Annotated in this window: 22 protein-coding genes; 14 read left to right on the top strand and 8 right to left on the bottom strand. The window is 70.2% G+C overall.

The features are described from left to right. Positions 1-40: 40 nt before the first annotated feature. Complete coding sequence (locus ACZ49J_RS37335; RefSeq protein ID WP_467457152.1) at positions 41-1,669, bottom strand: N-acyl-D-amino-acid deacylase family protein; 1,629 nt, start codon at positions 1,667-1,669, stop codon at positions 41-43. A gap of 10 nt (positions 1,670-1,679) precedes the next feature. Next, entirely contained in the window at positions 1,680-2,972 is a 1,293-nt protein-coding gene (locus ACZ49J_RS37330) for an amino acid deaminase (protein ID WP_467457153.1), read from the bottom strand. 252 nt (positions 2,973-3,224) lie between these two features. On the opposite strand from ACZ49J_RS37330, the gene ACZ49J_RS37325 reads away from it, so the two are divergent. The 5 genes from ACZ49J_RS37325 (at position 3,225) to ACZ49J_RS37305 (ending at position 7,799) form a co-directional block, all read left to right on the top strand. Further along, positions 3,225-4,307, top strand: a complete 1,083-nt coding sequence (locus ACZ49J_RS37325) for a sugar kinase (RefSeq protein ID WP_467457233.1) — start codon at positions 3,225-3,227, stop codon at positions 4,305-4,307. Beyond that, positions 4,304-5,065, top strand: coding sequence for an IclR family transcriptional regulator (locus tag ACZ49J_RS37320; protein ID WP_467457154.1), 762 nt, complete (start codon positions 4,304-4,306; stop codon positions 5,063-5,065). The genes ACZ49J_RS37325 and ACZ49J_RS37320 overlap by 4 nt, the downstream gene beginning before the upstream one ends. A 48-nt stretch (positions 5,066-5,113) precedes the next feature. After that, positions 5,114-5,524, top strand: coding sequence for a RidA family protein (locus tag ACZ49J_RS37315; RefSeq protein ID WP_467457156.1), 411 nt, complete (start codon positions 5,114-5,116; stop codon positions 5,522-5,524). A gap of 125 nt (positions 5,525-5,649) precedes the next feature. After that, positions 5,650-7,149: a GntP family permease gene (locus ACZ49J_RS37310; protein ID WP_467457157.1), complete on the top strand. Its 1,500-nt coding sequence runs from the start codon at positions 5,650-5,652 to the stop codon at positions 7,147-7,149. A gap of 89 nt (positions 7,150-7,238) precedes the next feature. Beyond that, positions 7,239-7,799 (top strand): hypothetical protein, encoded by a 561-nt coding sequence (locus ACZ49J_RS37305; protein WP_467457158.1) that lies wholly within the window; start codon positions 7,239-7,241, stop codon positions 7,797-7,799. Positions 7,800-7,900: 101 nt separating this feature from the next. Here ACZ49J_RS37305 and ACZ49J_RS37300 read toward each other — a convergent pair whose 3' ends face one another. Then, positions 7,901-9,256, bottom strand: coding sequence for a M14 family metallopeptidase (locus ACZ49J_RS37300; RefSeq protein WP_467457159.1), 1,356 nt, complete (start codon positions 9,254-9,256; stop codon positions 7,901-7,903). A gap of 390 nt (positions 9,257-9,646) precedes the next feature. Between ACZ49J_RS37300 and ACZ49J_RS37295 the strand changes: the two genes are divergently transcribed. Together ACZ49J_RS37295 and ACZ49J_RS37290 are read left to right on the top strand one after the other, a co-directional pair. Continuing rightward, on the top strand, positions 9,647-10,150 hold the full coding sequence (locus tag ACZ49J_RS37295; protein WP_467457161.1) for an ATP-binding protein: 504 nt from the start codon (positions 9,647-9,649) through the stop codon (positions 10,148-10,150). Between the two features lie 436 nt (positions 10,151-10,586). Further along, positions 10,587-11,900: an Nramp family divalent metal transporter gene (locus ACZ49J_RS37290; protein ID WP_467457162.1), complete on the top strand. Its 1,314-nt coding sequence runs from the start codon at positions 10,587-10,589 to the stop codon at positions 11,898-11,900. A gap of 75 nt (positions 11,901-11,975) precedes the next feature. Here ACZ49J_RS37290 and ACZ49J_RS37285 read toward each other — a convergent pair whose 3' ends face one another. Together ACZ49J_RS37285 and ACZ49J_RS37280 are read right to left on the bottom strand one after the other, a co-directional pair. Next, complete coding sequence (locus ACZ49J_RS37285; protein ID WP_467457163.1) at positions 11,976-13,259, bottom strand: hypothetical protein; 1,284 nt, start codon at positions 13,257-13,259, stop codon at positions 11,976-11,978. Positions 13,260-13,308: 49 nt separating this feature from the next. Then, complete coding sequence (locus ACZ49J_RS37280) at positions 13,309-13,818, bottom strand: SigE family RNA polymerase sigma factor (RefSeq protein ID WP_467457164.1); 510 nt, start codon at positions 13,816-13,818, stop codon at positions 13,309-13,311. A gap of 151 nt (positions 13,819-13,969) precedes the next feature. Between ACZ49J_RS37280 and ACZ49J_RS37275 the strand changes: the two genes are divergently transcribed. The 3 genes from ACZ49J_RS37275 to ACZ49J_RS37265 all read left to right on the top strand — a co-directional run bounded on the left by ACZ49J_RS37275 (position 13,970) and on the right by ACZ49J_RS37265 (position 16,383). Then, complete coding sequence (locus tag ACZ49J_RS37275; protein WP_467457166.1) at positions 13,970-14,452, top strand: hypothetical protein; 483 nt, start codon at positions 13,970-13,972, stop codon at positions 14,450-14,452. Between the two features lie 244 nt (positions 14,453-14,696). Next, on the top strand, positions 14,697-15,437 hold the full coding sequence (locus ACZ49J_RS37270; RefSeq protein WP_467457167.1) for a class I SAM-dependent methyltransferase: 741 nt from the start codon (positions 14,697-14,699) through the stop codon (positions 15,435-15,437). 133 nt (positions 15,438-15,570) lie between these two features. After that, positions 15,571-16,383, top strand: coding sequence for an amidohydrolase family protein (locus ACZ49J_RS37265; protein ID WP_467457169.1), 813 nt, complete (start codon positions 15,571-15,573; stop codon positions 16,381-16,383). A gap of 190 nt (positions 16,384-16,573) precedes the next feature. On the opposite strand, the gene ACZ49J_RS37260 is transcribed toward ACZ49J_RS37265, so the two are convergent. From ACZ49J_RS37260 to ACZ49J_RS37250, 3 genes are read right to left on the bottom strand one after another with little or no spacing between them, the layout of a single operon-like run. Beyond that, positions 16,574-16,879 (bottom strand): hypothetical protein, encoded by a 306-nt coding sequence (locus tag ACZ49J_RS37260; RefSeq protein WP_467457170.1) that lies wholly within the window; start codon positions 16,877-16,879, stop codon positions 16,574-16,576. A 56-nt stretch (positions 16,880-16,935) separates the two neighbouring features. Further along, positions 16,936-17,160, bottom strand: coding sequence for a DUF397 domain-containing protein (locus ACZ49J_RS37255; RefSeq protein WP_467457171.1), 225 nt, complete (start codon positions 17,158-17,160; stop codon positions 16,936-16,938). Positions 17,161-17,194: 34 nt separating this feature from the next. Next, complete coding sequence (locus ACZ49J_RS37250) at positions 17,195-17,998, bottom strand: helix-turn-helix domain-containing protein (protein WP_467457172.1); 804 nt, start codon at positions 17,996-17,998, stop codon at positions 17,195-17,197. 410 nt (positions 17,999-18,408) lie between these two features. Between ACZ49J_RS37250 and ACZ49J_RS37245 the strand changes: the two genes are divergently transcribed. The 4 genes from ACZ49J_RS37245 to ACZ49J_RS37230 all read left to right on the top strand — a co-directional run bounded on the left by ACZ49J_RS37245 (position 18,409) and on the right by ACZ49J_RS37230 (position 21,526). Next, positions 18,409-18,885, top strand: coding sequence for an ATP-binding protein (locus ACZ49J_RS37245; RefSeq protein ID WP_467457173.1), 477 nt, complete (start codon positions 18,409-18,411; stop codon positions 18,883-18,885). Positions 18,886-19,033: 148 nt separating this feature from the next. Next, positions 19,034-19,639: a Uma2 family endonuclease gene (locus tag ACZ49J_RS37240; RefSeq protein ID WP_467457175.1), complete on the top strand. Its 606-nt coding sequence runs from the start codon at positions 19,034-19,036 to the stop codon at positions 19,637-19,639. 112 nt (positions 19,640-19,751) lie between these two features. Beyond that, entirely contained in the window at positions 19,752-20,414 is a 663-nt protein-coding gene (locus ACZ49J_RS37235) for an RNA polymerase sigma factor (protein WP_467457177.1), read from the top strand. After that, on the top strand, positions 20,411-21,526 hold the full coding sequence (locus tag ACZ49J_RS37230) for a CU044_5270 family protein (RefSeq protein WP_467457178.1): 1,116 nt from the start codon (positions 20,411-20,413) through the stop codon (positions 21,524-21,526). Before ACZ49J_RS37235 ends, ACZ49J_RS37230 begins: the two co-directional genes overlap by 4 nt. Positions 21,527-21,621 lie beyond the last annotated feature (95 nt).

Genomic DNA, 21,621 nt, shown 5'->3' with positions numbered 1-21,621 from the left:
TACACAGCCGCAGGCGTGGACAGCCCCGCGGGGCGGGCGGTCACCGGGCCTGGGCCCGGCGCACCGCCCGCCCCGCCAGCACGTCCGTCCGGCGGCCGTCCTCGATCGCGAACCGGCCGCCGACGAGGACGTACGGGATGCCGACGGGCAGCGTCCGCGGTGACGCGAACGTGGACCCAGCGGCCACCGTGCCCGGGTCGAACAGCACCAGGTCGGCGCGGTACCCCTCGCGCACCAGTCCCCGGTCGGCGAGCCCGAGCCGGGCCGCGGGCCGCGAGGTGAGGTGCGCGACGCACTCCTCCAGCGACAGCACCCCCAACTCCCGTACGTAACGCCCCAGGTACTGCGGGAACGTCCCGTACGCGCGCGGGTGGGGCTTGGCGCCCTGCAGGATGCCGTCGGAGCCGCCTGTGTGGACGCGGTGCCGCATGATCGTCCGGACGTTCTCCTCGTGGCCCACGTGCTGCAGGATCGTCGAGCCGAGCCGGTCGGCGACGAGCAGCCGGCGGGCGGTCGTCCAGGGGGCCTCGCCGCGCTCGTCGGCGGACTGCTGGACGGTTCTGCCGACGTACGAGGAGAGCTCCGGGTTCGTCACCCCCGAGATCTCGATCGTGTCCCACTCGATGGGGACGCCGTGGCAGCCGTCGGCGCCGACGACCTCCATGTGGTGCCGGATACGCTCGGCGGTGTCCTCGTCCTCCAGCCGCGCGAGAACCGCCTCCGGGCCGCCCTCGCTCGCCCAGCTCGGCAGCATGGCCACGAGCGTCGTGCAGCCGGGGGTGTAGGGGTACGTGTCGAGCGTGATGTCGGCGCCGTCGGCGAGCGCGCCGTCCAGCAGGGCCAGCAGCTCGGCGCCCCGCCCCTTGTTCACGCCGAAGTTCATGGTGGCGTGGGCGAGATGGAGCGGACAGCCCGCCTCCCGCGTGAGGGCGACCATCTCCTCGTACGCTTCGAGCGCCCCGGCCCCGTACGACCGGTGGTGCGGGCAGTAGTAGCCGCCGTACTCGCCGACGACCCGGCACAGCTCGGTGAGTTCTGCGTCCTTGGCGTACATGCCGGGTGTGTACGTCAGGCCCGACGACATGCCGACGGCGCCCTCGCGCATCCCGTCGGCCACCAACTGCCGCATCCGGCCGAGCTCTTCGGGCGTGGGCTCGCGGTCCTCCCAGCCCATGGCCAGCATGCGCACGGTCCCCTGCGGGACGAGGTACGCGGCGTTGACCGCGATGCCCTCGCCGTCGAAGCCGTGGTCGAGCCGGTCCAGGTACTCGCCGACGGACCGCCAGGCGAAGTCGATGTCGTCGCCGTACCCGTTCCAGCCGGTGATGGCTCTGCGGACCTCGGCGAGGGTGCGGTCGTCGACGGGCGCGTACGACAGCCCGTCCTGGCCGATGACTTCGAGCGTGACCCCCTGCGCGACCTTCGCGCTGTGGTCGGGGTCCCGCAGCAGGGCGAGGTCGCTGTGCGCGTGCATGTCGACGAAGCCGGGGGAGAGCACCAGGCCCTCCGCGTCCACCTCCCGTGTCGCACGCGGGCGCTGGCAGCCCGCCGCGGCGGCCTCCTGGACGATCGAGACGATCCGGCCGCCGTCGACGACCACGTCGGCGCGGTACGAGGGGGCTCCGGTGCCGTCCACCACGTCCGCGTCACGGATGACGAGATCCTCCATGGAACCCCTCCTAGAAGAACGTGCGGACGTAGTCGACGACCGTGCCGTCCGCCTCCACGACGGGGATCAGCTGCCACTTGTCGAAGGACGTGCAGGGGTGCGAGAGGCCGAGGGCCAGCCAGTCACCGACCTCCAGATCCGCCTCGGGGTCCGTGGCGAGCCACGCGTGCTGGTCGGAGAGGGACGTGACCGTGATGCCGGTGGCGGGACGGTCGGCCCCGGCACGGCGTACCACCTCCGCCGCGGGCAGGTCCAGGTCGTACGCCGCGTCCCGCTTGCCCGCGTTGGCGAAGGCCTGCTCGGGGGAGGGGCGGGAGACCACCTGGGACCACAGGCGGAAGGCGGGCAGGAGGGCGCCCTCCTCCGGGACGCGGTTGAACGGGGTCACCCGGCGGTAGTGGCCCACGTCGTGCGAGACGTACGCCCCGGACCGCAGCAACTTCAGTACGGGCAGCGAGAGTTCGGGGATCCCCGCGAACACGTCCGCGACCGCGTCGAACCAGGCGCTCCCGCCCGCGCTCACCACGATCTCGTCCAGTCCCGCGAACCGCCCGGCCTTGTCGAAGTCCGTCGCGAGCGCGGTGAGCCGCCGCAGCCAGGCCCGCACCCGCTCCGGGTCCGCCCCGGGCACCTCGCCCTCGTAGCCCGCCACACCCACCAGCCGCAGCGTGGGCACGGCCGCCACCGCGTCCGCCACCGCCGCGCACTCCGCCTCGGTCCGGACACCGGTCCGCGCGCCCTCACCGGCGGCGAGCTCGACCACCACGTCCAGCGGGCGGGAGGCGGCACCCCGCAGGGCCGAGTCCATCAGCTCGACCCCGCGCACGGAGTCGACGTAACAGACGAGCCGGAAGGAGGGGTGGGCGTCCAGCTCGGCCGCGATCCACTTCAGCGCGGCCTCGTCGACCACCTCGTTCGCGAGGAAGATCCGCTCGATCCCGAACTCCCGCGCCACCCGCACCTGATGCGGAACGGCCAGCGTGATGCCCCACGCGCCCCGGTCGATCTGCTGCCAGAACAACTGCGGGGCCATGGACGTCTTGCCGTGCGGTGCGAACACGAGGCCGTGACGGGCTGCGTACGTCTCCATGAGTGCGAGGTTGTGCTCCAGGCGCTCCGCGGAGAGGGCGAGGACCGGGGTGGTGAAGCCGCCCGTGAAGAGGTTGCGGCGCTCGGCGGTGAGCTCGCCGACGGTCAGTTCCGTGGCGTCCGGAGGGAGGCCCTTGAAACGGTGGCCGACGCGCTCTGCGGCCAGGCGGGCGAGGGCCTCGGTCCGTACGTCGGTACTGCCTTCCGCACCCATGGGGCCTCCCTGATCAGGCGGATTGCGCTATGTGCAACGGTCATTGCGTATGTCGCTCAGAGCTGTCTAACATCCCAGCCAACACCGGGTCAACGGAGCCGTTGACCCCGCCCCATCGCCCAGCACCGACAAGGAGCCTGTGTGACCACCGACCGATCCGCCGACCACGCGGACAACGGCGCGGCTCGCGGCACCTGTGTCGGTGTGGGTACGGGCGTCGGCGTCGTCGACGTGGTGGCACTCGGCGAGTCCATGGTCACCTTCCTTCCCTCCCGGCCGGGCCGCCTCGCCGACGTCCCGTCCTTCGCGCGGGACATCGGGGGAGCGGAGTCCAACGTTGCGTGCGCGCTGGCCGCCGCCGGACACACGACGCGGTGGGTGAGCCGAGTGGGGGCCGACGGCTTCGGCGACCACCTCGTCGAGACCATCGGCGGCTACGGTGTCGACGTCTCCGCCGTGCGACGGGACCCCGCGCGCCCCACCGGCGTCTACTTCCGTACGGCGGGCGACCGGGCCGACGACGGGCACGAGGTGGCGTACTACCGGACGGGCTCGGCCGCGTCCGCGATGGCCGTGGGGAACGTCGACCTCGCGGCGGTGCGGGCGGGCCGCGTCCTGCACCTCTCCGGGATCACCGCGGCGCTGTCCGACGACTGCCACGCCCTGCTCCGGGAACTGACCGAGCCCCGCCCCGGCCGCCCGCTCGTCTCCTTCGACGTCAACTTCCGCCCCAGCCTGTGGCGCGACGCCGACGGCCGGCGGGTCCTGCTCGACCTCGCCCGACGCGCCGACATCGTGTTCGTGGGCGCCGACGAGGCGGCGGCCGCCTGGGGCGTCGAGGGCGCGCCCCGGGCCGTACGGGACGCCCTCCCCGAGCCTCGCACGCTGGTCGTGAAGCAGGGCGCCCAGGGAGCGACCCTGTTCGAGCGGCCCCAGGACCGGTCCGGGCAGCCAGTCCCACCAGCCCCGTCAGCCCCACCAGCCCTGTCAGCCCCGCCGGTCCCGTCGGCCCTGTCGGGGCCGGCGGCCGACACGATCACCCACGCCCCCGCCCTCCACGTGGACGTCGTCGCCCCCGTGGGCGCCGGAGACGCCTTCGCCGCCGGATTCCTGTCCGCCACGCTGCGCGGACTCCCCGCACGGGCCCGCCTGCGCCACGGTCATCTCATGGCCGCCGCCGTGCTCACGGTGCACGGTGACCTGGCCACGCCCCCCACCCGCGAGTACGCCGACCGCCTCGCCGACCTGGACGACGGGACCTGGGGCACACTTCGTCTCGGCCCCGGCTGGACCACAGCCGCCACCCGGGCCGAGGAGGAGGTACAGCACCCATGAGCCAGACCGTCGACCGCGCCCTCAGCATCCTGCCGCTGCTGGCGGAGGGCCCCGCCGACCTGGGCCGGGTCGCCGACCGCCTCGGCGTCCACAAGTCCACGGCTCTGCGCCTCCTGCGCACGCTCCACGAGCACGGCCTCGTCTACCGCCAGTCCGACCAGCGTTACCGCCTCGGCGCCCGCCTGTTCGCCCTCGCCCAGGAAGCCGTCGAGAACCTCGACGTCCGGGAGATCGCCCACCCCCACCTCGTACGCCTCAACGAGGAGTGCGGCCACACCGTCCACCTCGCGGTCTACGAGGAGAACGAGGTCCTCTACATCGACAAGGTCGAGAGCCGCTACCCGGTGCGCATGTACTCCCGGATCGGCAAACCCGTCGCGATCACCGTCGCCGCCGTCGCCAAGCTGCTCCTCGCCGACCTTCCCGAGGCCGAGCGCCGCGCCCTCGCCGACAAGCTCGACTACCCCCTCTACACGCGCCGTTCGACGCCCAACGCCGCCGCCTTCCTCAAGGAACTGGAGCGAGTGCGCGAGCAGGGCTGGGCCACCGACCTCGGGGGCCACGAGGAGTCCATCAACTGCGTCGGCGCCCCCATCCGCGGAGCCGACGGCCGGGTCGTCGCCGCGATGTCGGTCTCGGCCCCCAACGTCGTCGTCACCGCCGACGAACTCCTCACCCTCCTCCCCCTGGTGCGCCGCACCGCCGAGGCCGTCAGCCGCGAGTACTCGGGCAGGACCCCGGCGAAGGACACCGTATGACCGACACGGCCAAGGACCCCCTATGACCGACACGGCAAAGGACACCGTATGACCGACAAGATCGCGCTCACCCCCAAGACGCACACCACCCCGCCCGCGAAGTTCTCGCACGGCGTGAAGAAGGGGAACATCCTCCAGGTCGCCGGCCAGGTCGGCTTCCTGCCGGCGGAGGAGGGCAAGCCGCCCACGCCCGCCGGGCCCACCCTGCGCGAGCAGACCCTCCAGACCCTCGCCAACGTCAAGGCGATCCTCGAGGAGGGCGGCGCAGGCTGGGACGACGTGATGATGATCCGCGTCTACCTCACGGATGTCGACCACTTCGCCGAGATGAACGCGATCTACAACCAGTACTTCGAGGAGCAGCAGCTCACCGCTCCGCCCGCCGCCCGCACCACGGTCTACGTCGGCCTCCCCGCCGGCCTCCTCATCGAGATCGACGCCCTGGCCGTGCTCGGCTGACACCCCCTCGACTCCCGCACTCCGTACGCCCTCACGGCACGACGCCCACACCCCCGCACGGGGCGCCGTGCCGCGATCCCCCCTGCCCAAGAGCTTTATGCACTTACGAAGAGGTCCCCCCACCCATGTCCCCAACACCCTTTCCCCCAACAGCCCTTTCCCTCGCGGCGGCCGCCCCCGAGACACCTCCCCACACCGGCGGCCTGCTCACCCTCATCGACGGCACCGCCGGGCTCCTGACGGTCGCGGCCCTCGGCATCGTCCTGCTCCTCGTACTGATCATCAGGGTCAGACTCCAGCCGTTCGTGGCCCTCCTGGCGGTCTCCATAGCCGTCGGCCTGGCGGCGGGCCTGTCCGTCACCGAACTCTTCGGCACCGTCCAGAAGTCGGACGCCGTGTCCACCATCGAGTCCGGCATGGGCGGCATCCTCGGTCACGTCGCGATCATCATCGGCCTGGGCACGATGCTCGGCGCGATCCTCGAAGTCAGCGGCGGCGCGGAGGTACTCGCCTCCCGCCTCCTGAACCTCTTCGGCGAGAAGCGCGCCCCCCTCGCCATGGGCCTCACGGGCCTGATCTTCGGCATCCCGGTGTTCTTCGACGTCGGCATCTTCGTCCTCGCGCCGATCGTGTACGCCGCCGCCAAGCGCTCCGGCAAGTCGATCCTGCTGTACTGCATGCCGCTGCTCGCCGGCCTGTCGGTGACCCACGCGTTCCTGCCGCCGCACCCCGGCCCGGTGGCCGCCGCCGGCCTGCTCAAGGTGGACCTCGGCTGGGTCATCCTCATGGGCGTCGTCTGCGGCATCCCCGCCGTGATCGCCGCCTGGGCGTACTCGGCGTGGATCGGCAAGCGGATCTTCGTCGCCGTGCCGCAGGACATGGTCGAGGCGGCCGAGGAGGCCAGGCAGGCCGTCATCGACGAGCAGCGCGCGGCCGGCGTCGAGCCCCAGGAGAAGCCGGTGCCGCTCACCACGGTGCTCGCCATCATCGGTACGCCGCTGGTCCTGATCCTCGCCGCCACGTTCTCCTCGATCGCGCTGGACCCCTCCACCGGCCGTTCGGTGATCGAGTTCTTCGGCAGCCCGTTCGTGGCGCTCACGATCGCCCTGTTCCTCGCGTACTACCTGCTCGGCATCCGCCGCGGCTGGTCCCGCAGGTCCCTGGAGACGGTGTCGACGGCCTCCCTCAAGCCGGTCGGCAACATCCTGCTCGTCGTCGGCGCGGGCGGTGTCTTCGGCGCGGTCCTCAAGGCCAGCGGGGTCGCCCAGGCCCTCTCCGACACCTTCAACGACGTGGGCCTGCCGGTGCTCGTGCTGTCCTACCTGATCTCGGTGGTCCTGCGCGTGGCCCAGGGCTCCGCGACGGTCGCGATCGTCACGACGGCGGGCATCGTCGCGCCGCTGCTGTCCGAGGGCGACCACTCCCAGGCCTTCATCGCCCTGGTCATCATGGCGATCTCGGCGGGCTCCATCTTCGCCTCGCACGTCAACGACGGCGGCTTCTGGATGGTCGCCAAGTACTTCGGCATCAGCGAACGCGACACCCTGAAGTCATGGACGGTGCTGGAGACGGTGCTGTCGGTGGCGGGCTTCGCGGTGGCGGCGCTGCTGAGCGTCTTCGTCTGAGGCGCCGGGCGCATGGAACTCATGTAACGCATGTAACGAACAAGGGGCTGGCTGTGCCCGGCACAGGATCGTCGACCATACTTCCCGCTGTGGAGCAGCGCATAGGTTCGAGCAGCCAGCCCCTGGAGGGCGCCGGATTCGACCCGGCCTTCATCCCCGGGCTCCCCTCACCCGCGTCCGGCGAGCCGAAGGACGCCAAGCCGAAGGACGCCAGGCGGAAGGAGGCGGACGAGACCGACGCCGACGCCGGTGACGAGGCGCCTGAGGAGCCCGAGGCCGAAGCCGAAGCGGCCGAGGAGGACGAGGAGGACGAGGAGGACGAGGGGACCGACGAGGAGGAGGCGCCCGGCGGTCCCGTCTTCGAGGCGTCCGACCGCCGCGCGAGGATCGTCGCGGACCACAAGGGCGTACGGCTCTCCCTGGACGACCAGAGCTGCGAGTTCCGTTGGGACGAGATCGGCGCCGTGGAGACCGAGACGCCGCGCTTCGGGAAGCGGTTCACGGTGACGGTGCACACCCCGGACAGCCGCTGGTACCCGATCGAGATCGAGGCGACGTCCAGGAGCCGCTTCCAGGAGTGGGACACCCAGCTGGACGAGGTACTGGACGCGTACTTCGAGGACGGCGCGGCGGAGGAGAGCGCCCCGTAAGGGGCGCGGGGCTGTGACACTGTGCGGCTGCGCCGCGTGGGCGCGACCAGCCACAACGCACAGCCCCGCGCCGCTCTCAACCACCGCGCCTCAGCGGAGCGTCACCCGCAGTACTGGGCCTCCTTGCCGATGGACCGGTACATACAGTCCGCGTTCTCCAGCAACTGCAGCACCGCGTCCCGGTTCCGGGACGTCTCCCGCTCGATGACCTCGTCGGGCGGGTAGAAACCGCCACCGCCGGCCGACCCCGGATACATCTCGAAGGTGTAGCCGAAGATCTTCTGGTTGCCCCACAGCCAGTCGTCGATCGAGCCGTCCGTGATGTAGAGGTCGCTGGACTGCTCGGGCGTGTACCCGTTGCTGGCGGCCATCTTCTGGCCGACGGTCGCGAACGCGTTGCGGTCGTCCGCCGTCATCCCGGTGGTCGTGTCGGCGGTGGTGTAGCCGAACGGCCAGAGCACGAGCTCGCTGTAGGTGTGGAAGTCGATCCCCGCCTTGATCTGCTGCTTGCCGCCCACGACGCGGCTGCGCACGAAGTCGGCGACGACCTTCACCTCGGGTGCGGACTCGGCGGACGTGCCCCGGTAGGTCTCCGAGGACGTGGAGCCGGACGATCCGCCGCAGCAGCCCCACCGGTAGTTCCAGTTCCGGTTCAGGTCCGTACCGACGGCCGACGAACCGCTGTTGGGCTGCCGGTTCTTGCGCCAGGACCGGTACGAGCCGGTGGCGATGTCGTACTCGCCGCCGTCCGGGTTGAGGTCGGGGACGATCCAGATCTCACGGTTGTTCACCATGTTGGTGACACGGGAGTCCGATCCGTACCCGGCGCCGAGCTCACGGATGAGGTAGAGCGCCATCTCGACGGTGAGGTGCTCACGGGCGTGCTGGTGGTGGGTGAACAGCACCTCGGGCTCGGACTCGTCGCTCGCGACGTTGTCACTGATCTTGATGGCGACGATGTCGCGGCCCTGGTACGACTTGCCGATCACGCGCTTGCTCATGATGCTCGGGTACGCCGCGATCCGCTGGTCGATCTCCGTGTTCATCTCGGCGTAGTTGTGGTAGCGCGAGTCGGCCGAGGGGAAGTCGAGGAGCCGTACGTCGTCCTCGCCGCCCGACCGGTCGGGTACGGCACCCGCCGGTGTGACGTCGTAGCCGAGCCGCTTGAGCTTCCTGATCTGGTCCGCGCGGCCGGAGATGAAGACCGTGTGGTCGTCGGCGCTGTCCACGGTCACGCCCGCCTGCTGCAGCGCCGTGCGGGACTTGGCGTCCGAGTGCATGGTGACCTCGTACTGGCGGATGTCGTCCGCGGAGGCCGTGGGGCGCTGCGCGCTGGTCGCCGTGGCGTCGGTGGTGGTCGTCGCGGCGACGGGCGCCGCGAGGGTGAGGGCCAGCAGGCCGATGAGGGCGGCGGAGCGGCGACCTGGTCTGCCGCTGCCGCGTGTGCGGAGTCGCATGAGTCTCCTAGGTTCTCCGGGGAATCCGGGGTCTCCGGACGGGGAGTGGAGCGGGGGGTGGTTCTGTGCGACGTACGACCTCTGGTGCGGGTGTGGCGCTCATCGTGCGGGCGTGGCATGAGCAGGTCAAGAGTGCGAGGGGGTTGAGGAGCGGCGAGGGCGGACTGAAGTGGCCTGAAGTGGCCTGTAGGTGGCCCGAGTTGGCGCTGTCGCCGCAGAGGTCCACGCTGCCTTGGTCCAACGCCGCCCGGGGCGCGCCACGTTGGGTGCGCGGAGGCGTCAACGTGGTCCCGTACGCAGGATTCTGTAGTGGCGCCTACGGTGTGCGTACGCGCGGAATCGCGCATTCCTCCGGGTGTGCCGGACGCCCCAAAGGGATAACTTGGACCCATGCTGCGACTTTCCGAGGGATTTGAGACACAAGAGGGCCAACTCTCCGAACTCTCCGAACACGGCCCTCGGTTCGGCACACTCTCCGTGTTACCGCTGGGCGCGGGGCACCGGAGCGTCGAGTACGAACCCCTTCCCTCCGCCGCCGGACAGGCCCGCGCGGAGGTCCGAAGACAGCTGGAGAGCTGGGGACTCACCGAACAGAGCGAGACGGTGGAGCTCCTGGTCAGCGAACTCGTCACCAACGCCCTGGTGCACGCCGAGAGCCGGCTCCGGCTGACGCTGACGGCCGCGCACGGCGTCCTGCGCTGCGAGGTGTCCGACACCGACCGGCGTCGTCCCCGTGTGCGCCGTGTCGCGCAGACGTCGGAGAGCGGCCGCGGAATGTTCCTGGTGGACGCGCTGGCGCAGCGCTGGGGCTGCCACCAGGACGGGCCGGGCAAAACCGTGTGGTTCGAGCTCGGCACGTGCGGACTGGACGGCTGCGGTCGGCGACAGCCGTAGCCCGCGCGTTCCGTCCCGGACCGCATCCCGAACCCCGGCGGCAGGCCAGGCCGCCGGGACCCGCCCTTGGCCATAGCCGGGCCTTCGGCCGGGCCCGGCCTTCGGCATGGTCGGCTTCTTGGCGGGGCCGGCTTCTTGGCGTGGCCTGCCCTTTGGCTTCACTTGTTCCTAGGTGGGGTCGGCTCCCTGGCGGGGCCGGGCCTTTGGCATGGTCGGCCTCTTGGCGTGGCCTGCCCTTTGGCTTCACTTGTTCCTAGGTGGGGTCGGCTCCCTGGCGGGGCCGGGCCTTTGGCATGGTCGGCTTCTTGGCATGGCCCGCCCTTTGGCATCACCAGTTCCTTGCCGGGCCGGCCCCTCGCGGGGACCGTCCACCCACCGGCTTCCTTCACGGCATGCCCTCTTGTGCCCTCGACCGCTTTGCGCTTTCTTGATCGGCATGGCGGACACCACGGACAACACAGCGACAGGGAAGGCCACCGCGGCCCCCCGCAAGTCCAGTTGGAAGTACATCGGTCCCGGCATCGTGGTCGCCGCGACCGGCGTCGGCGCCGGGGACCTGGTGGCGACCCTCATCGCGGGCAGCAACTTCGGCTACACCCTGCTGTGGGCCGCGGTGATCGGCTGCCTCGTCAAGATCTCCCTCGCGGAGGCGGCCGGCCGCTGGCACCTGTCCACCGGCCGCACCCTCTTCGACGGCTGGGCCAGCCTCGGCCGCTGGACGACGTACTTCTTCGTCGTCTACGCCGTGATCTGGGGCTTCGTGTACGGCGCGGCCGCGATGTCGTCGAGCGCGCTGCCGCTGCAGGCGCTGTTCCCGGACGTCATGGACCTCAAGTGGTGGGGCATCGCCTGCGGGCTGGTCGGCCTGGTCTTCGTCTGGTTCAACAAGTACGCCGTCTTCGAGAAGGTCATGACGGTCCTGGTGGGCGTCATGTTCGTGGTGACGGTCTATCTGGCCGTCCGGGTGACCCCGAACCTCCCCGACGCCTTCGCCGGCCTCCTCCCCGTCCTGCCCGACGAGAAGGACTCCGTCCTCAACACCCTCGGCCTGATCGGCGGCGTCGGCGGCACGATCACGCTCGCCGCGTACGGCTACTGGGTCAACGCCAAGGGCTGGACGGACACCGGCTGGATGAAGGTCATGCGCCTGGACAACCGGGTCGCCTACGCCACGACCGGCATCTTCGTGATCGCGATGCTCTTCGTCGGAGCCGAGCTCCTGCACTCGGCGAACATCGCCATCGCGACCGGCGACAAGGGTTTGATCCAGCTCGGCGGCATCCTGGAGGACGAGTACGGCACGGCCACCGCGAAGTTCTTCCTGATCGGCTTCTTCGCCACCTCCTTCACCTCGCTGATCGGCGTCTGGCACGGCGTGAGCCTGATGTTCGCCGACTTCGTGGCCCGCTACCGCACGAGCGGCGGCGAGCTGAAGGGCGAGGAGGTCGCCTCGGGCGAGCGGGAGCGGTCGTGGCCGTTCCGCGCGTACCTGCTGTGGCTGACCTTCCCGCCGATGGTGCTGCTCTTCCAGGGCCAGCCCTTCCGCCTGATCATCATCTACGGCGTCCTGGGCGCGGCCTTCCTCCCCTTCCTCGCCGGGACACTGCTCTGGCTCCTCAACTCCTCGCGCACACCAAGTCAGTGGCGCAACGGGCCGCTCAGCAACGTGATGCTGGCCGTCGCGGGACTGCTGTTCCTGGTGCTGTGCGTGAAGCAGATCTGGGACCAGCCGTGGGCGGAGTTCTTCTGACCGGTCCTTCTGACCGGTCCTTCTGACCGGTCCTTCTGACCGGTCCTTCTGACCGGTCCTTCTGATCGGTTCTTCTCACCTGCCGGCCTGAAGGAGCCGCTCCCACCGCTCACTTGTGGCGATCTTCCTGAGGTCCCCCATCGTGAGGGCGGGAGTGGCGCGGGTCGGGGCGGTGACCTGGGAGCCGGAGTTGAAGGCACTGACCACGACCCGCACACCGTCGGTGCGGATGGTGTCGACGGTCCACATCACCAGAGCCGCGCCCTTGTCGTCGCCCGGGCCCTTCCGTGTCGTCACCTTGGTGCCGTCCGGCAGGACCTCGGCGTCGGGCCCGAAGAGCTGGTCCTCGACGTCCGACATGCCGGGCTGCACGTTGATCTGGACGAAGGTCGCGCCCTTGCCGTCGTCGACGACGGCAAAGCCGTACTCGGACTCCTGGCCCCCCTTCGACACCACCTTGAGGTCCTTGGGCAGCAGGCTGACGAGCGTCTTGCGGATCGCCGGGCCGTCGGCGGCCGGGGGCTCGGCGGGCGCGGTCGGGGAGGCCGTAGCCTCCGGGGCCTCGGGGATGGCGTCGACAGCCGTACGCCATGCCCTGGCGGTGACGACCTTCTTCAACTGATCCGCGGAGAGCGGCGGGTCGGGCCTGCTGACCGGTGCGTCCTTCTCGGCCGCGGCGTTCCACTCGCTCAGCGAGACGTGGTACCCCTCGGGGGTGACGAGTTCGGCGTTCCACCACTTGGTGTCCACGCGCCGGTCGGGATACTCGTAGCCCTGGAAGACCATGAGCAGTGAGCCGTCGGGGAGCCGGCTCGTGGAGCAGGCGTCGTGCGGGGTGAGCTCCTGGGCCGGGCACGTGGTCACCTGGCGGGCCTGCCGGCTGCCCGGCTCGACGCGGTCCATGCTGATGCCGATCGCGGCGGGGCCCTTGCCGTCGTCGTAGACGAGACGCGCGGAGGGGCCGAGGTCCGCGCCGGTTCCACGGGCGTTCTCGCCGCTGAACCTCCCCTCCGGGAGCAGACCCTTGAGCGTACGGAGCAGCGCGTCGCCCGACACCGGCCGGGACGGCGTGGGGGAGGCGGAGAGGGAAGAGGACGGCCTCGGCTTCGGGTCGCCCGCCACGGACTCCTCGTCGCCGCCCCCGCCCCAGGGAACGAGCAGGGCACCGCCGACCCCCGCGAGCGCGACGCCGGCGACGCCCCCGGCGACGGTGGCGCGGCGCCGCCGCAGCAACCTGCGCCCCCGCACCTCCCCGCCGGCGACCAGGGCGGTGCCGTCGGCCTCGAAGGCTCCGCCCGCCTGACGCAGGGCGTCACCGAGCCGGTCCTCGAAGGGGTCCTCGTGATGTTCGACGGGCATGGCGAACCACCGTTTCTTCAGGGGCGTACGTGTGTGGGCGCGGGGTGGGTCAGGGTGTCGCGTACTCGCCGAGGTCCTCGCCGAGCAGCTCCCGGAGGCGGGCGAGCGCGCGGACGCAGCGCGTGCGTACGGCGGCCGAGCTGGCGTTCATCGCGTTGGCGGTCTCCTCGATGGAGCGGTCCTCCCAGTACCGCAGGACGATCACAGCCCGGTCCTTGGCGGGCAGTTGGGCCAGCGCCTCGACGAGGGTGAGCCGCAGCGGTGTGTCGGCGCCGTGGGGGTCCGGCAGGTCGGGAAACGTGTCGGTGGCCCGCTCGGTACTGCTGCGCCGCCGCTGGTGGGAGAGGAACGTGCGGGTGAGCACGGTCTGCGCGTACGCGGCCGGGTTCCCGACCCCTGACACCCGCCCCCACTTCACGTACAGCCGCCCGAGCGTCTCCTGCACGAGGTCCTCGGCGAGATGGGTGTCCCCGCCCGTCAGCAGACAGGCGGACCGGTAGAGGTGCCCCGCGCGTGCCGCCGCGAACTCCGGATAGCCGTCCGCGCGGACGTGTCTCATGCGTTCCCCCTGCACTCGTGTGGGCTCGTGGCACCGCTCCACTACTTTGATGCGGTGGACCCCGGCGAATGTTTCACCGGTGAGCGAGAGATACGGTGCGTCGAGGATCACGCCGACGGCACCAGGACAGACGCGCGAGGGGGACGCGAGCATGCAGCAGCCCGACCAAGGCCCACAGCCGTCACCGCCACCACCGCCCCCCGGCTTCGGCCCTCCGCCCCCGCCGCACGCACCACCGCCCGCCCAGCCGTACGCACCACCACCGCCCCAGGGTTACGCGCCGCCGCCACCACCCCAGCCGTACGCCCCGTACCCGGCCCCGCCACCGCCGTCACCCCAGCCGGCCGCGCCCGCGGGCCCGGAGTTCCTGGCCGTGGACCGTCACAACTCCATCGTCGTCGACATCTCCGGCGTCTCCTTCGAAGACCACGGCCGGACCATCGACTTCTCCTGGCCGGAGATCCGCAGCGTCCACTACAAGCCCCACACCGACAACAAGGGACTCGTCATGGGCGTCGTCCACGTCGACGGCCGCTTCTACGAGTGCGTGGTCGACGCCAAACGCCATGACCGTCTCCAGGAATGGTTCGCCCACCTGTTCGGGGTGCTTCGGTACTACCGGCCCATGGGGTGAGGGCGGGCTCGACAGCAAGCAACCTGTTCCGCGCCCCAAGGGCATCCTCATCAATTGCAATGCCCCCTGACCGTAGTGGGCTGGGCCGCATCACAACTGGGCCCAGACTCTGATCGTGCCGGACGGCTTCGAGGGTCGGTCCGATGCTGGTCGCGCCTCACGCCGCGGAGGCGGCGTCGTGCTGCGGATCACCGCCGCTGCGTGCTCCTCCCGATGTCAGCAGCAAGCGCGCATACTGCGTGGTATGGCGACCTACAACAGCATCGGTGCGACCTACGCTTGCACCAGGCGGCCGGACCCCCGAATCGCCGCCAGGATTCATCAGGCCCTGGGTGGTGCTGCCACCGTGATCAACGTCGGAGCCGGCACCGGCTCCTACGAGCCGCCGCAAACGGTGCTGGCTGTTGAACCCAGCGCAGTGATGATCGCCCAGCGTCCGGCCGGATCCGCGCGGGCTCTGGAAGCATCCGCGGAGTCGATCCCTCTCGCCGATGACTCGGCCGATGCGGTGATGGCCCTTCTGACCGTGCACCACTGGAGCGACCTGGATGCCGGCATCGGGGAACTCCGTCGCGTTGCCCGGCAACGGATCGTCATCTTCACCTTCGACCACGACATCAGCCGCAGGTTCTGGCTGCTGGACGAGTACCTGCCCGAGGCAGCCGCGTTCGACGACACACGAGCCGTCGGCGTCGACCGCCTGGTCACGCTGTTAGGAGGCGCCCGCGTCGAGACCGTCCCCATCCCGCACGACTGCGCCGACGGATTCCTCGCCGCATTCTGGCGCCGACCCGAGGCGTACCTCGATCCGGAAGTCCGGGCGGGTATCTCGATGTTCGCCCAGATCAGCGACGACGTCATCCAGCCAGGCTTGGCCCGGCTGGCCGACGACGTGTCTTCCGGCCGGTGGCATCAACGTCATGCCGACCTGCTCGACCGCGAAGCGCTCGATGCCGGCTACCGGCTGGTCGTAGCCGACTTGTGAGCCGGGCACGCCTTTTGACTGCGTCTCAAACGTTGGCTGTGGGCAATGCGCAACGGCTACGGTCGCGGTAAGCGATCGCTTGGCCACTTCGGGGCAGGATGACCGGTGGCGCCAGCAGAGGGCAGGAAACTTGATGGCAGTCATCGATGCGTGGATGCAGCACCCAACACTCCGTCACTCAAACCACGAGATGTTTGAGTCATTGCGTCGATGGACGGGCCAGGGGTTGCTGAAGGAGCAGTTGCCGGTCGAGGCCACAGTGGCCGCGATGGCCACGGGCGGAGTCGAGATTGGGCTTTCAGCGGCCTGGTACGGGCCGCAAGGGCCGCTGATCAGCAACGACGAAGTGGCCGAGTTCGTCGCCCAGTCCGACGGACGGCTGCGGGGGGTGGCCGGCGCGGACCTCACGCGGCCGATTGATGCCGTGCGGGAACTGCGCCGGGCTGTGCAGGAACTCGGCTTTGTGGCCCTGCGGATCGTGCCCTGGCTGTGGCAGCTCCCGCCCACCGACCGGCTGTACTACCCGCTGTACGCAGCTTGCGTCGACCTCGGCATCCCCTTCTGCACACAGGTCGGGCACACCGGCCCGCTGCGCCCGTCCGAGACCGGCCGTCCCATCCCCTACATTGACCAAGTCGCCCTCGACTTCCCCGAGCTGACCATCGTGTGCGGACACATTGGCTACCCGTGGACCGCCGAGATGATCGCGGTGGCCGACAAGCACGCCAACGTCTACATCGATACCAGCGCCTACACTGTCCGCCGCTATCCACGCGAGTTGGTCGACTACCTGCGAGGCCGGGGCCGCAGGAAGATACTGTTCGGCACCAACTACCCCATGATCACCCCTGGCCGAGCGCTGGAACACCTCGGTGATCTGGGCCTGGATGAGGAGGCCACCGAGCTGTTCCTGTCCGGCAACGCCCGACGACTGTTCAACCTTTGATCACACCGGGCAGCGCCGGGCTCAGAGGATCGCCGCCAGGTGGAAATGCAGATTCCGTCCAACATCGCTCGACAAGCCACTTGGCCTGCAAAATCACGCAGTGCTGGGCGATGCGTCCTCCGCGCGGATCATTCTCCGGAGGCTGGCGCGAGCAGCCGCGAGGTCGTCTTCGAGCTCACTGACTCGGCCTTCAAGGAGCGCTTTCTCCCTCCATGGCATGGCGGAGACGGCCTTCGAGTTCTGCGGTGGCCTGGGTCAACTCCTGGACGCGTGTGACGAGGTTCTGGGAGTTGCACTGGTAGTCGGGCACCGACCCCTCCGGCCCAGCGTGCCCGACGTGCTCCAGCAGCGGTTCAAGGCGCGGTAAGCGCGTGTAGGGGGCGGTCAGCCGCGCGAACAATTCCGGGGAGGTGCACCGCGAACAGGCCGCGCTGCCGCAGACGAAGCGCCGGGCCCGCAGCAGGAGCACGACGCTTTGCCCACCGAGCGTCGTCACGGGTCACGGGTCACGGGTCGCGGTCGACGGCCGCGACGCCCGCGAAGACCTGATGGTTACAGCACCTCACGTATGTCCTTCCGCGCCTTCAACCCTGCCATGAAGGCGGCAAAAGCGCAGTGCGGCACGGCCAGCACGCCTCGGTGAGGGGCTTTCGAGTCGCGTACGGACACGAGACGGCTGTGGACAGCGATCTCGACGCACTCGTTGTCGGCCGCGCTGTAACTGCTCTTGCGCCAGATCTCAGGTGCGAGCTCAACGGGGGTTGGCGCCTCGGTCATCGGAAGAGCTCCTGTCTCGCGGCAGTCAGCAGGTTCAGGCTGGCCGAGGTGTCGGCAGCTTGGGACCGCAAGTAGTCAAACATGAGTTTGTAGCTCTGTACTCTTCCGGTGCGTCGAGATAGAGGCCCCGCTTGTGGAGTTCGAGGTAGACGACGTTCACACCGCTGAGGGGGTCGCCTTCGTCGTCCCGGCCGAGGATCAGGAAATGCCCGCCGGATCCTGCGGCGTGTGCGCCCGCGGTGCACGGCAGCACCTGGATGTCCACGTTGGGGCGGCGCGCCATGAGCTGAAGGTGATCGATCTGCTCGGCCATCACCTCATCACCACCGACAGTTCGGCGCAGTACGGCCTCGTCGAGGACCACCCACAGGTGCATGGCAGGAGAGCGGTCCAGGATGGCCTGCCGCTTGAGGCGGGCGTCCACTTTGCTCTCGATCACGTCGTTTCCGGCGCGGGCGTCCTGGGCGCGATGCAGGGCGAGGGCGTAGTTCCGCGTCTGCAGCAGTCCGGGCACCAGGGCATTGGCGAAGACATGCTCGTACTCGGCGACGTCCTCGAACGACAACAGCGGGTCCATGACCTCGGGGACGGCGGGGAGGTCCATCCACCAGCCGTTCTCCTGGTTCCGGACGAGCTGGGCCAAGGCCGCGCGCTCCTGGGGTGTCGCGCCGCACGTATCCGCCAGGGCGTTCACGGTCGGCAGCCTGAGCTTCGCACGGTCCTGCCACGTCTCGTAGCGATTCACAGTTCCGACCGAGACTCCCGCCCGTTTCGCCACCTCGGACTGTGTGAGACCGGCCCGCGTACGGAGTGCCCTGAGGCCCCGGGCGATCTGCATACGACCGGCCGGTCCTGCTGAGCCTCGTAGGGTCACGTTCACGCCTCCAACGAACCCATCGACGGCTCCGCCACCACCCTCGTCCGCCCCTACCTCAAGGCCTACGAACGGCAGGAGGAGGCGCGGATCCAGCGGCTGCGGCGAGACACTCTGTGGTGCGCCAGCTACGGCGTCGACCTCGACACCCGCGACATCCACGCCCAACTGGGAGCGGCTGCGTGAACGAGAGGAAGGGTGAAGTGAACCTCGCGCGGCTCCTGCCCTGGAACGGTGCCCACGGCCAACCCTGCCTTCTCCTCACGGATGGAGGCGAGCCCGCCTTCCGGCATGCGGATCGGGTCGAGAACATGCAACTCGACCTCGCAGACCGGCTCCTCGCGTGTGCAGGAGACTTGCTTGTAAGTCGGAATGTGAATCTGGACAAGGAACTCGCGGCCCTGGCAGGGCAGTTGGCCGACGCGCTCGCAGAGGCCCTGCTCATCGCCAGGTCCCGAGGTGCGCGGCTCGGCGGAGTGCCGCCGGCTCACCTGGAGGGAACGCCGCCGGCGCCCGCGTTCCCGAGCGTCCCGCCCGCAGCCCGCGCGTACGCCCTGCTCACCCTCCCCGGCCACGACCTCGCCTCCGAGCCCGCGGCCCGCCGCTACGTGCGGGACACCGCCCGATCGTGGGGCCTGCCTCCCCGTACGACGGACGACCTGGAGACGGTCACCGGAGAACTCGTCGCGAACGCCCTGGAGCACACTGACAGCAGCACCATCACGGTGACCTGCGCCCACGTGCCGGAACGGTCACGATCGGCGTGCTCGACGAGGGGCGCGGCGGCGTGCCGCTGGACGCATCGGGAACGCCGTCCGACCCGGAGGGCGAGCACGGGCGCGGGCTGCTGATCACGGATGCGCTGGCCGACCGTTGGGGGGTGCACGGAGTGGGCGGCGGTCAGACGGTCTGGGCCGAGATCGCCACCGAGTGCCGAGGTCTGCTCCGATGATGCCCGCGATCACACCGCACCCCTCATGCTGGATGCGGGAGGCCTTGATGACCCAGAAGAGCCTGTACCGGCGGCTCCGCCACCGCCGTGACCACATCACCCCGCCGCCCGGCTTCACTTGGCCAGAGATCAGTGACGGGCAGCTCGTGATGATGACAAGCCCGCCGCCCCGCCACCAGTTCACGGCCAAGTGGGTCTCCCGGCAGCTCGACGCGCAACTTCCGGAGGGGTTTTTCGCCTTCCAAGCCACCGATACCGACGACGAGTCGCTCGGCAAGCTGCGTGTTCCGGACATCCTCGTCTGCTCCAGCGAGGCCATGCAGACGGACGAGCCTCTCGATCCCCACGAGATCATCGTCGCGATCGAGATCGTCTCCCCCTCGAACCCTGAGAACGACTACGAGCACAAGACCCGCGACTACCCGGCCATGGGCATCCGCCACTACCTGATCATCGACCCGCGTGACGGGACGTGGACCTACCAGTGGGGGATCGGCCGGTCCGAGGGGCGGCCCGCGTACGAGAACCGCCTGCGTCAGTCCTACGGCAAGCCCGTGACCGTCAGCACGGATCTGGGCACGTGGACGATCGACACCGGTGAGCTGCCCCGGTACAGCGCCAAGGAGATGGGGCTGGAGCCCGAGGAGGAGTAACCGCGGAAGGCGGTCGCCGCACACCGCACGCCACCCGCTGTGGCGCACGTCACCGGAACCACCCCCGTCCGGCGGAGAGTCACGGGTGTGAGGTCTATGGGGTGCATACGACATGAGTGACCGCTTGCGCGCGCGGCTACGGGCGGGTGACCGCGAGGCCTTCGCGGAGATCTACGAGGAGTACGCGCGCACCGTCTACAACCACGCCTACCGGCTGACCGGTGACTGGTCGTCCGCCGAGGAGGTCATGGCGGACACCTTCCTCGACGCCTGGCGTACCCGGGAGCAACTGGAGCCGGAGGGCGGCACGGTGAAGCCGTGGCTGCTGGGCATGGCGACGAACAAGTCCCGCAACGCCAACCGGGGCCTCGGCCGCCGCCTGGACTTCCTGGCCCGCCGCCCCGCTCCGGACGCGGTGGCGGACTTCGCCGACGAGACCGCCGGGCGCCTCGACGACGCCCGCCGGCTGGCCGCCGTACGGCAGGTGTACGACCGCCTGCGGCGCGGCGAGCGGGAGGTGCTGGCGCTGTGCGTGTGGTCGGGGCTCGACTACGCGCAGGCCGCGCAGGCACTGGGCGTCCCGGTGGGAACCGTGCGCTCGCGCCTGTCCCGGGCACGGGCGCGGCTGTGGAAGCTGACCGAGCAGCGGCTGCGGGAGGAAGGGTCGGAAAACCGTCCAAAAACCACGGAACCGACCCGTCGCCGCGGAGAGATACCCGGTGAGGCCGCGTTGGCGGCCCTTCCGTTCCAGGAGATTCAGGAGGGATCCCGATGAACGCCGCTGGTTCCGGGCCGGTCCGGGCCGAGCGTGAGGACGAGGCGCACGAGGCAGAGGCGCACGAGGAGTTGCTCCGAGTGCTCCCGGCCCCCGCCGAACGGGACCTGCCCCCTGGTCGCCACTCCCACCACAAGGACCGCTTGATGCAGCTCATCGATGACGACCAGAGCCGTACGCCCGCTTCCGCCGAGACGCCCGAACAGACCCCGCACACCCCGCACACTCCGGACACCCCGCGGCCGACGCGGTCCCGCGCCCGGCTGCTGCGCCCGGCGGTGTGGATGCCGACTGCGGCCCTCGCGCTGGCCGGGGCCCTGACCGTCGGTCTCGTCACAACCATGGATTCCGGCTACGGGGTCCAGCCGTCCGACGGCGAGACCGCCGTGGTCCTGCTCGACCGCATCGCCGATGTCGCCGCGAAGACGGAGGCCACGCCCGTGCGCGACGACCAACTGGTCTACATCAAGAGCATGGACGCCGGGGCGGAGTGCCAGGAGGACGGTCCGTGCGAGCCGGGGCAGCTGAGCGAGCGGGAGGCCTGGTGGTCGCAGGAGCCGGGCCCGGTGAAGCAGCTGGCCCTGCTCTACGAGGGCGGCGGCTACGCCCCGCTCAGGGAACTGCTGCCCCCCGGTTCGCCCGGCACTCCGGCGGGCATCGGCCGCCCCACGTACAAGTGGCTGGCCTCGCTGCCCACCGATCCTGACGAACTGCTCGACGAGATCGGCCGCCTGACCCAGCAGGACGAGGGCAAGGAGAAGGCGCAGGCCGTCTTCGACGAGATCGGCCGACTGCTGGGCATGGTCATGCCGCCGCGAACCGCAGCCGCGCTCTACGAGGCCGCGGCGAGGATCCCCGGCGTGAAGCTGGTCGACGACGCGGTGGACCCGGCGGGCCGGCACGGCATCGGTATCCGCCGCGTCGACAAGCGGTCCACCTGGGCCACCGAGTGGATCTTCGACCGCGACAGCCTCGCCTACCTCGGCGAACGCACCTACCTGTCGAAGGACGGCGAGGCGGGCAAGAAGGGCACCATCCTGGCGGAGACCGCCATCCTCCAGCGGGCCGTCGTCGACGAGTACCGCGAGCGGCCCGGTTCCGCCGCCAGGTGACACCCACCGGACCCGGACCCCGGGTCCCGGAACCGGAACTGCCCAGGGGCTTCTGAGCGACTTCACCAGTGCATGGGCCGGCCCGAGACATGGGG

The sequence above is a fragment of the Streptomyces sp. NPDC030840 genome, assembly GCF_055572015.1.
The sequence above is the reverse complement of the archived record's forward strand: the minus strand, read 5'-3'. Positions and strand labels throughout refer to the sequence as shown.

Bases quoted from the DNA above. Each gene is read 5' to 3' on its own strand.
- ACZ49J_RS37335 (WP_467457152.1), bottom strand. From the start codon at position 1,669: ATGGAGGATCTCGTCATCCGTGACGCGGACGTGGTGGACGGCACCGGA.
- ACZ49J_RS37325 (WP_467457233.1), top strand. From the start codon at position 3,225: ATGGTCACCTTCCTTCCCTCCCGGCCGGGCCGCCTCGCCGACGTCCCG.
- ACZ49J_RS37285 (WP_467457163.1), bottom strand. From the start codon at position 13,259: ATGCCCGTCGAACATCACGAGGACCCCTTCGAGGACCGGCTCGGTGAC.
- ACZ49J_RS37280 (WP_467457164.1), bottom strand. From the start codon at position 13,818: ATGAGACACGTCCGCGCGGACGGCTATCCGGAGTTCGCGGCGGCACGC.
- ACZ49J_RS37300 (WP_467457159.1), bottom strand. From the start codon at position 9,256: ATGCGACTCCGCACACGCGGCAGCGGCAGACCAGGTCGCCGCTCCGCC.
- ACZ49J_RS37290 (WP_467457162.1), top strand. From the start codon at position 10,587: ATGGCGGACACCACGGACAACACAGCGACAGGGAAGGCCACCGCGGCC.
- ACZ49J_RS37310 (WP_467457157.1), top strand. From the start codon at position 5,650: ATGTCCCCAACACCCTTTCCCCCAACAGCCCTTTCCCTCGCGGCGGCC.
- ACZ49J_RS37295 (WP_467457161.1), top strand. From the start codon at position 9,647: ATGCTGCGACTTTCCGAGGGATTTGAGACACAAGAGGGCCAACTCTCC.
- ACZ49J_RS37270 (WP_467457167.1), top strand. From the start codon at position 14,697: ATGGCGACCTACAACAGCATCGGTGCGACCTACGCTTGCACCAGGCGG.
- ACZ49J_RS37320 (WP_467457154.1), top strand. From the start codon at position 4,304: ATGAGCCAGACCGTCGACCGCGCCCTCAGCATCCTGCCGCTGCTGGCG.
- ACZ49J_RS37240 (WP_467457175.1), top strand. From the start codon at position 19,034: ATGACCCAGAAGAGCCTGTACCGGCGGCTCCGCCACCGCCGTGACCAC.
- ACZ49J_RS37230 (WP_467457178.1), top strand. From the start codon at position 20,411: ATGAACGCCGCTGGTTCCGGGCCGGTCCGGGCCGAGCGTGAGGACGAG.
- ACZ49J_RS37275 (WP_467457166.1), top strand. From the start codon at position 13,970: ATGCAGCAGCCCGACCAAGGCCCACAGCCGTCACCGCCACCACCGCCC.
- ACZ49J_RS37255 (WP_467457171.1), bottom strand. From the start codon at position 17,160: ATGACCGAGGCGCCAACCCCCGTTGAGCTCGCACCTGAGATCTGGCGC.
- ACZ49J_RS37250 (WP_467457172.1), bottom strand. From the start codon at position 17,998: ATGCAGATCGCCCGGGGCCTCAGGGCACTCCGTACGCGGGCCGGTCTC.
- ACZ49J_RS37265 (WP_467457169.1), top strand. From the start codon at position 15,571: ATGGCAGTCATCGATGCGTGGATGCAGCACCCAACACTCCGTCACTCA.
- ACZ49J_RS37315 (WP_467457156.1), top strand. From the start codon at position 5,114: ATGACCGACAAGATCGCGCTCACCCCCAAGACGCACACCACCCCGCCC.
- ACZ49J_RS37235 (WP_467457177.1), top strand. From the start codon at position 19,752: ATGAGTGACCGCTTGCGCGCGCGGCTACGGGCGGGTGACCGCGAGGCC.
- ACZ49J_RS37330 (WP_467457153.1), bottom strand. From the start codon at position 2,972: ATGGGTGCGGAAGGCAGTACCGACGTACGGACCGAGGCCCTCGCCCGC.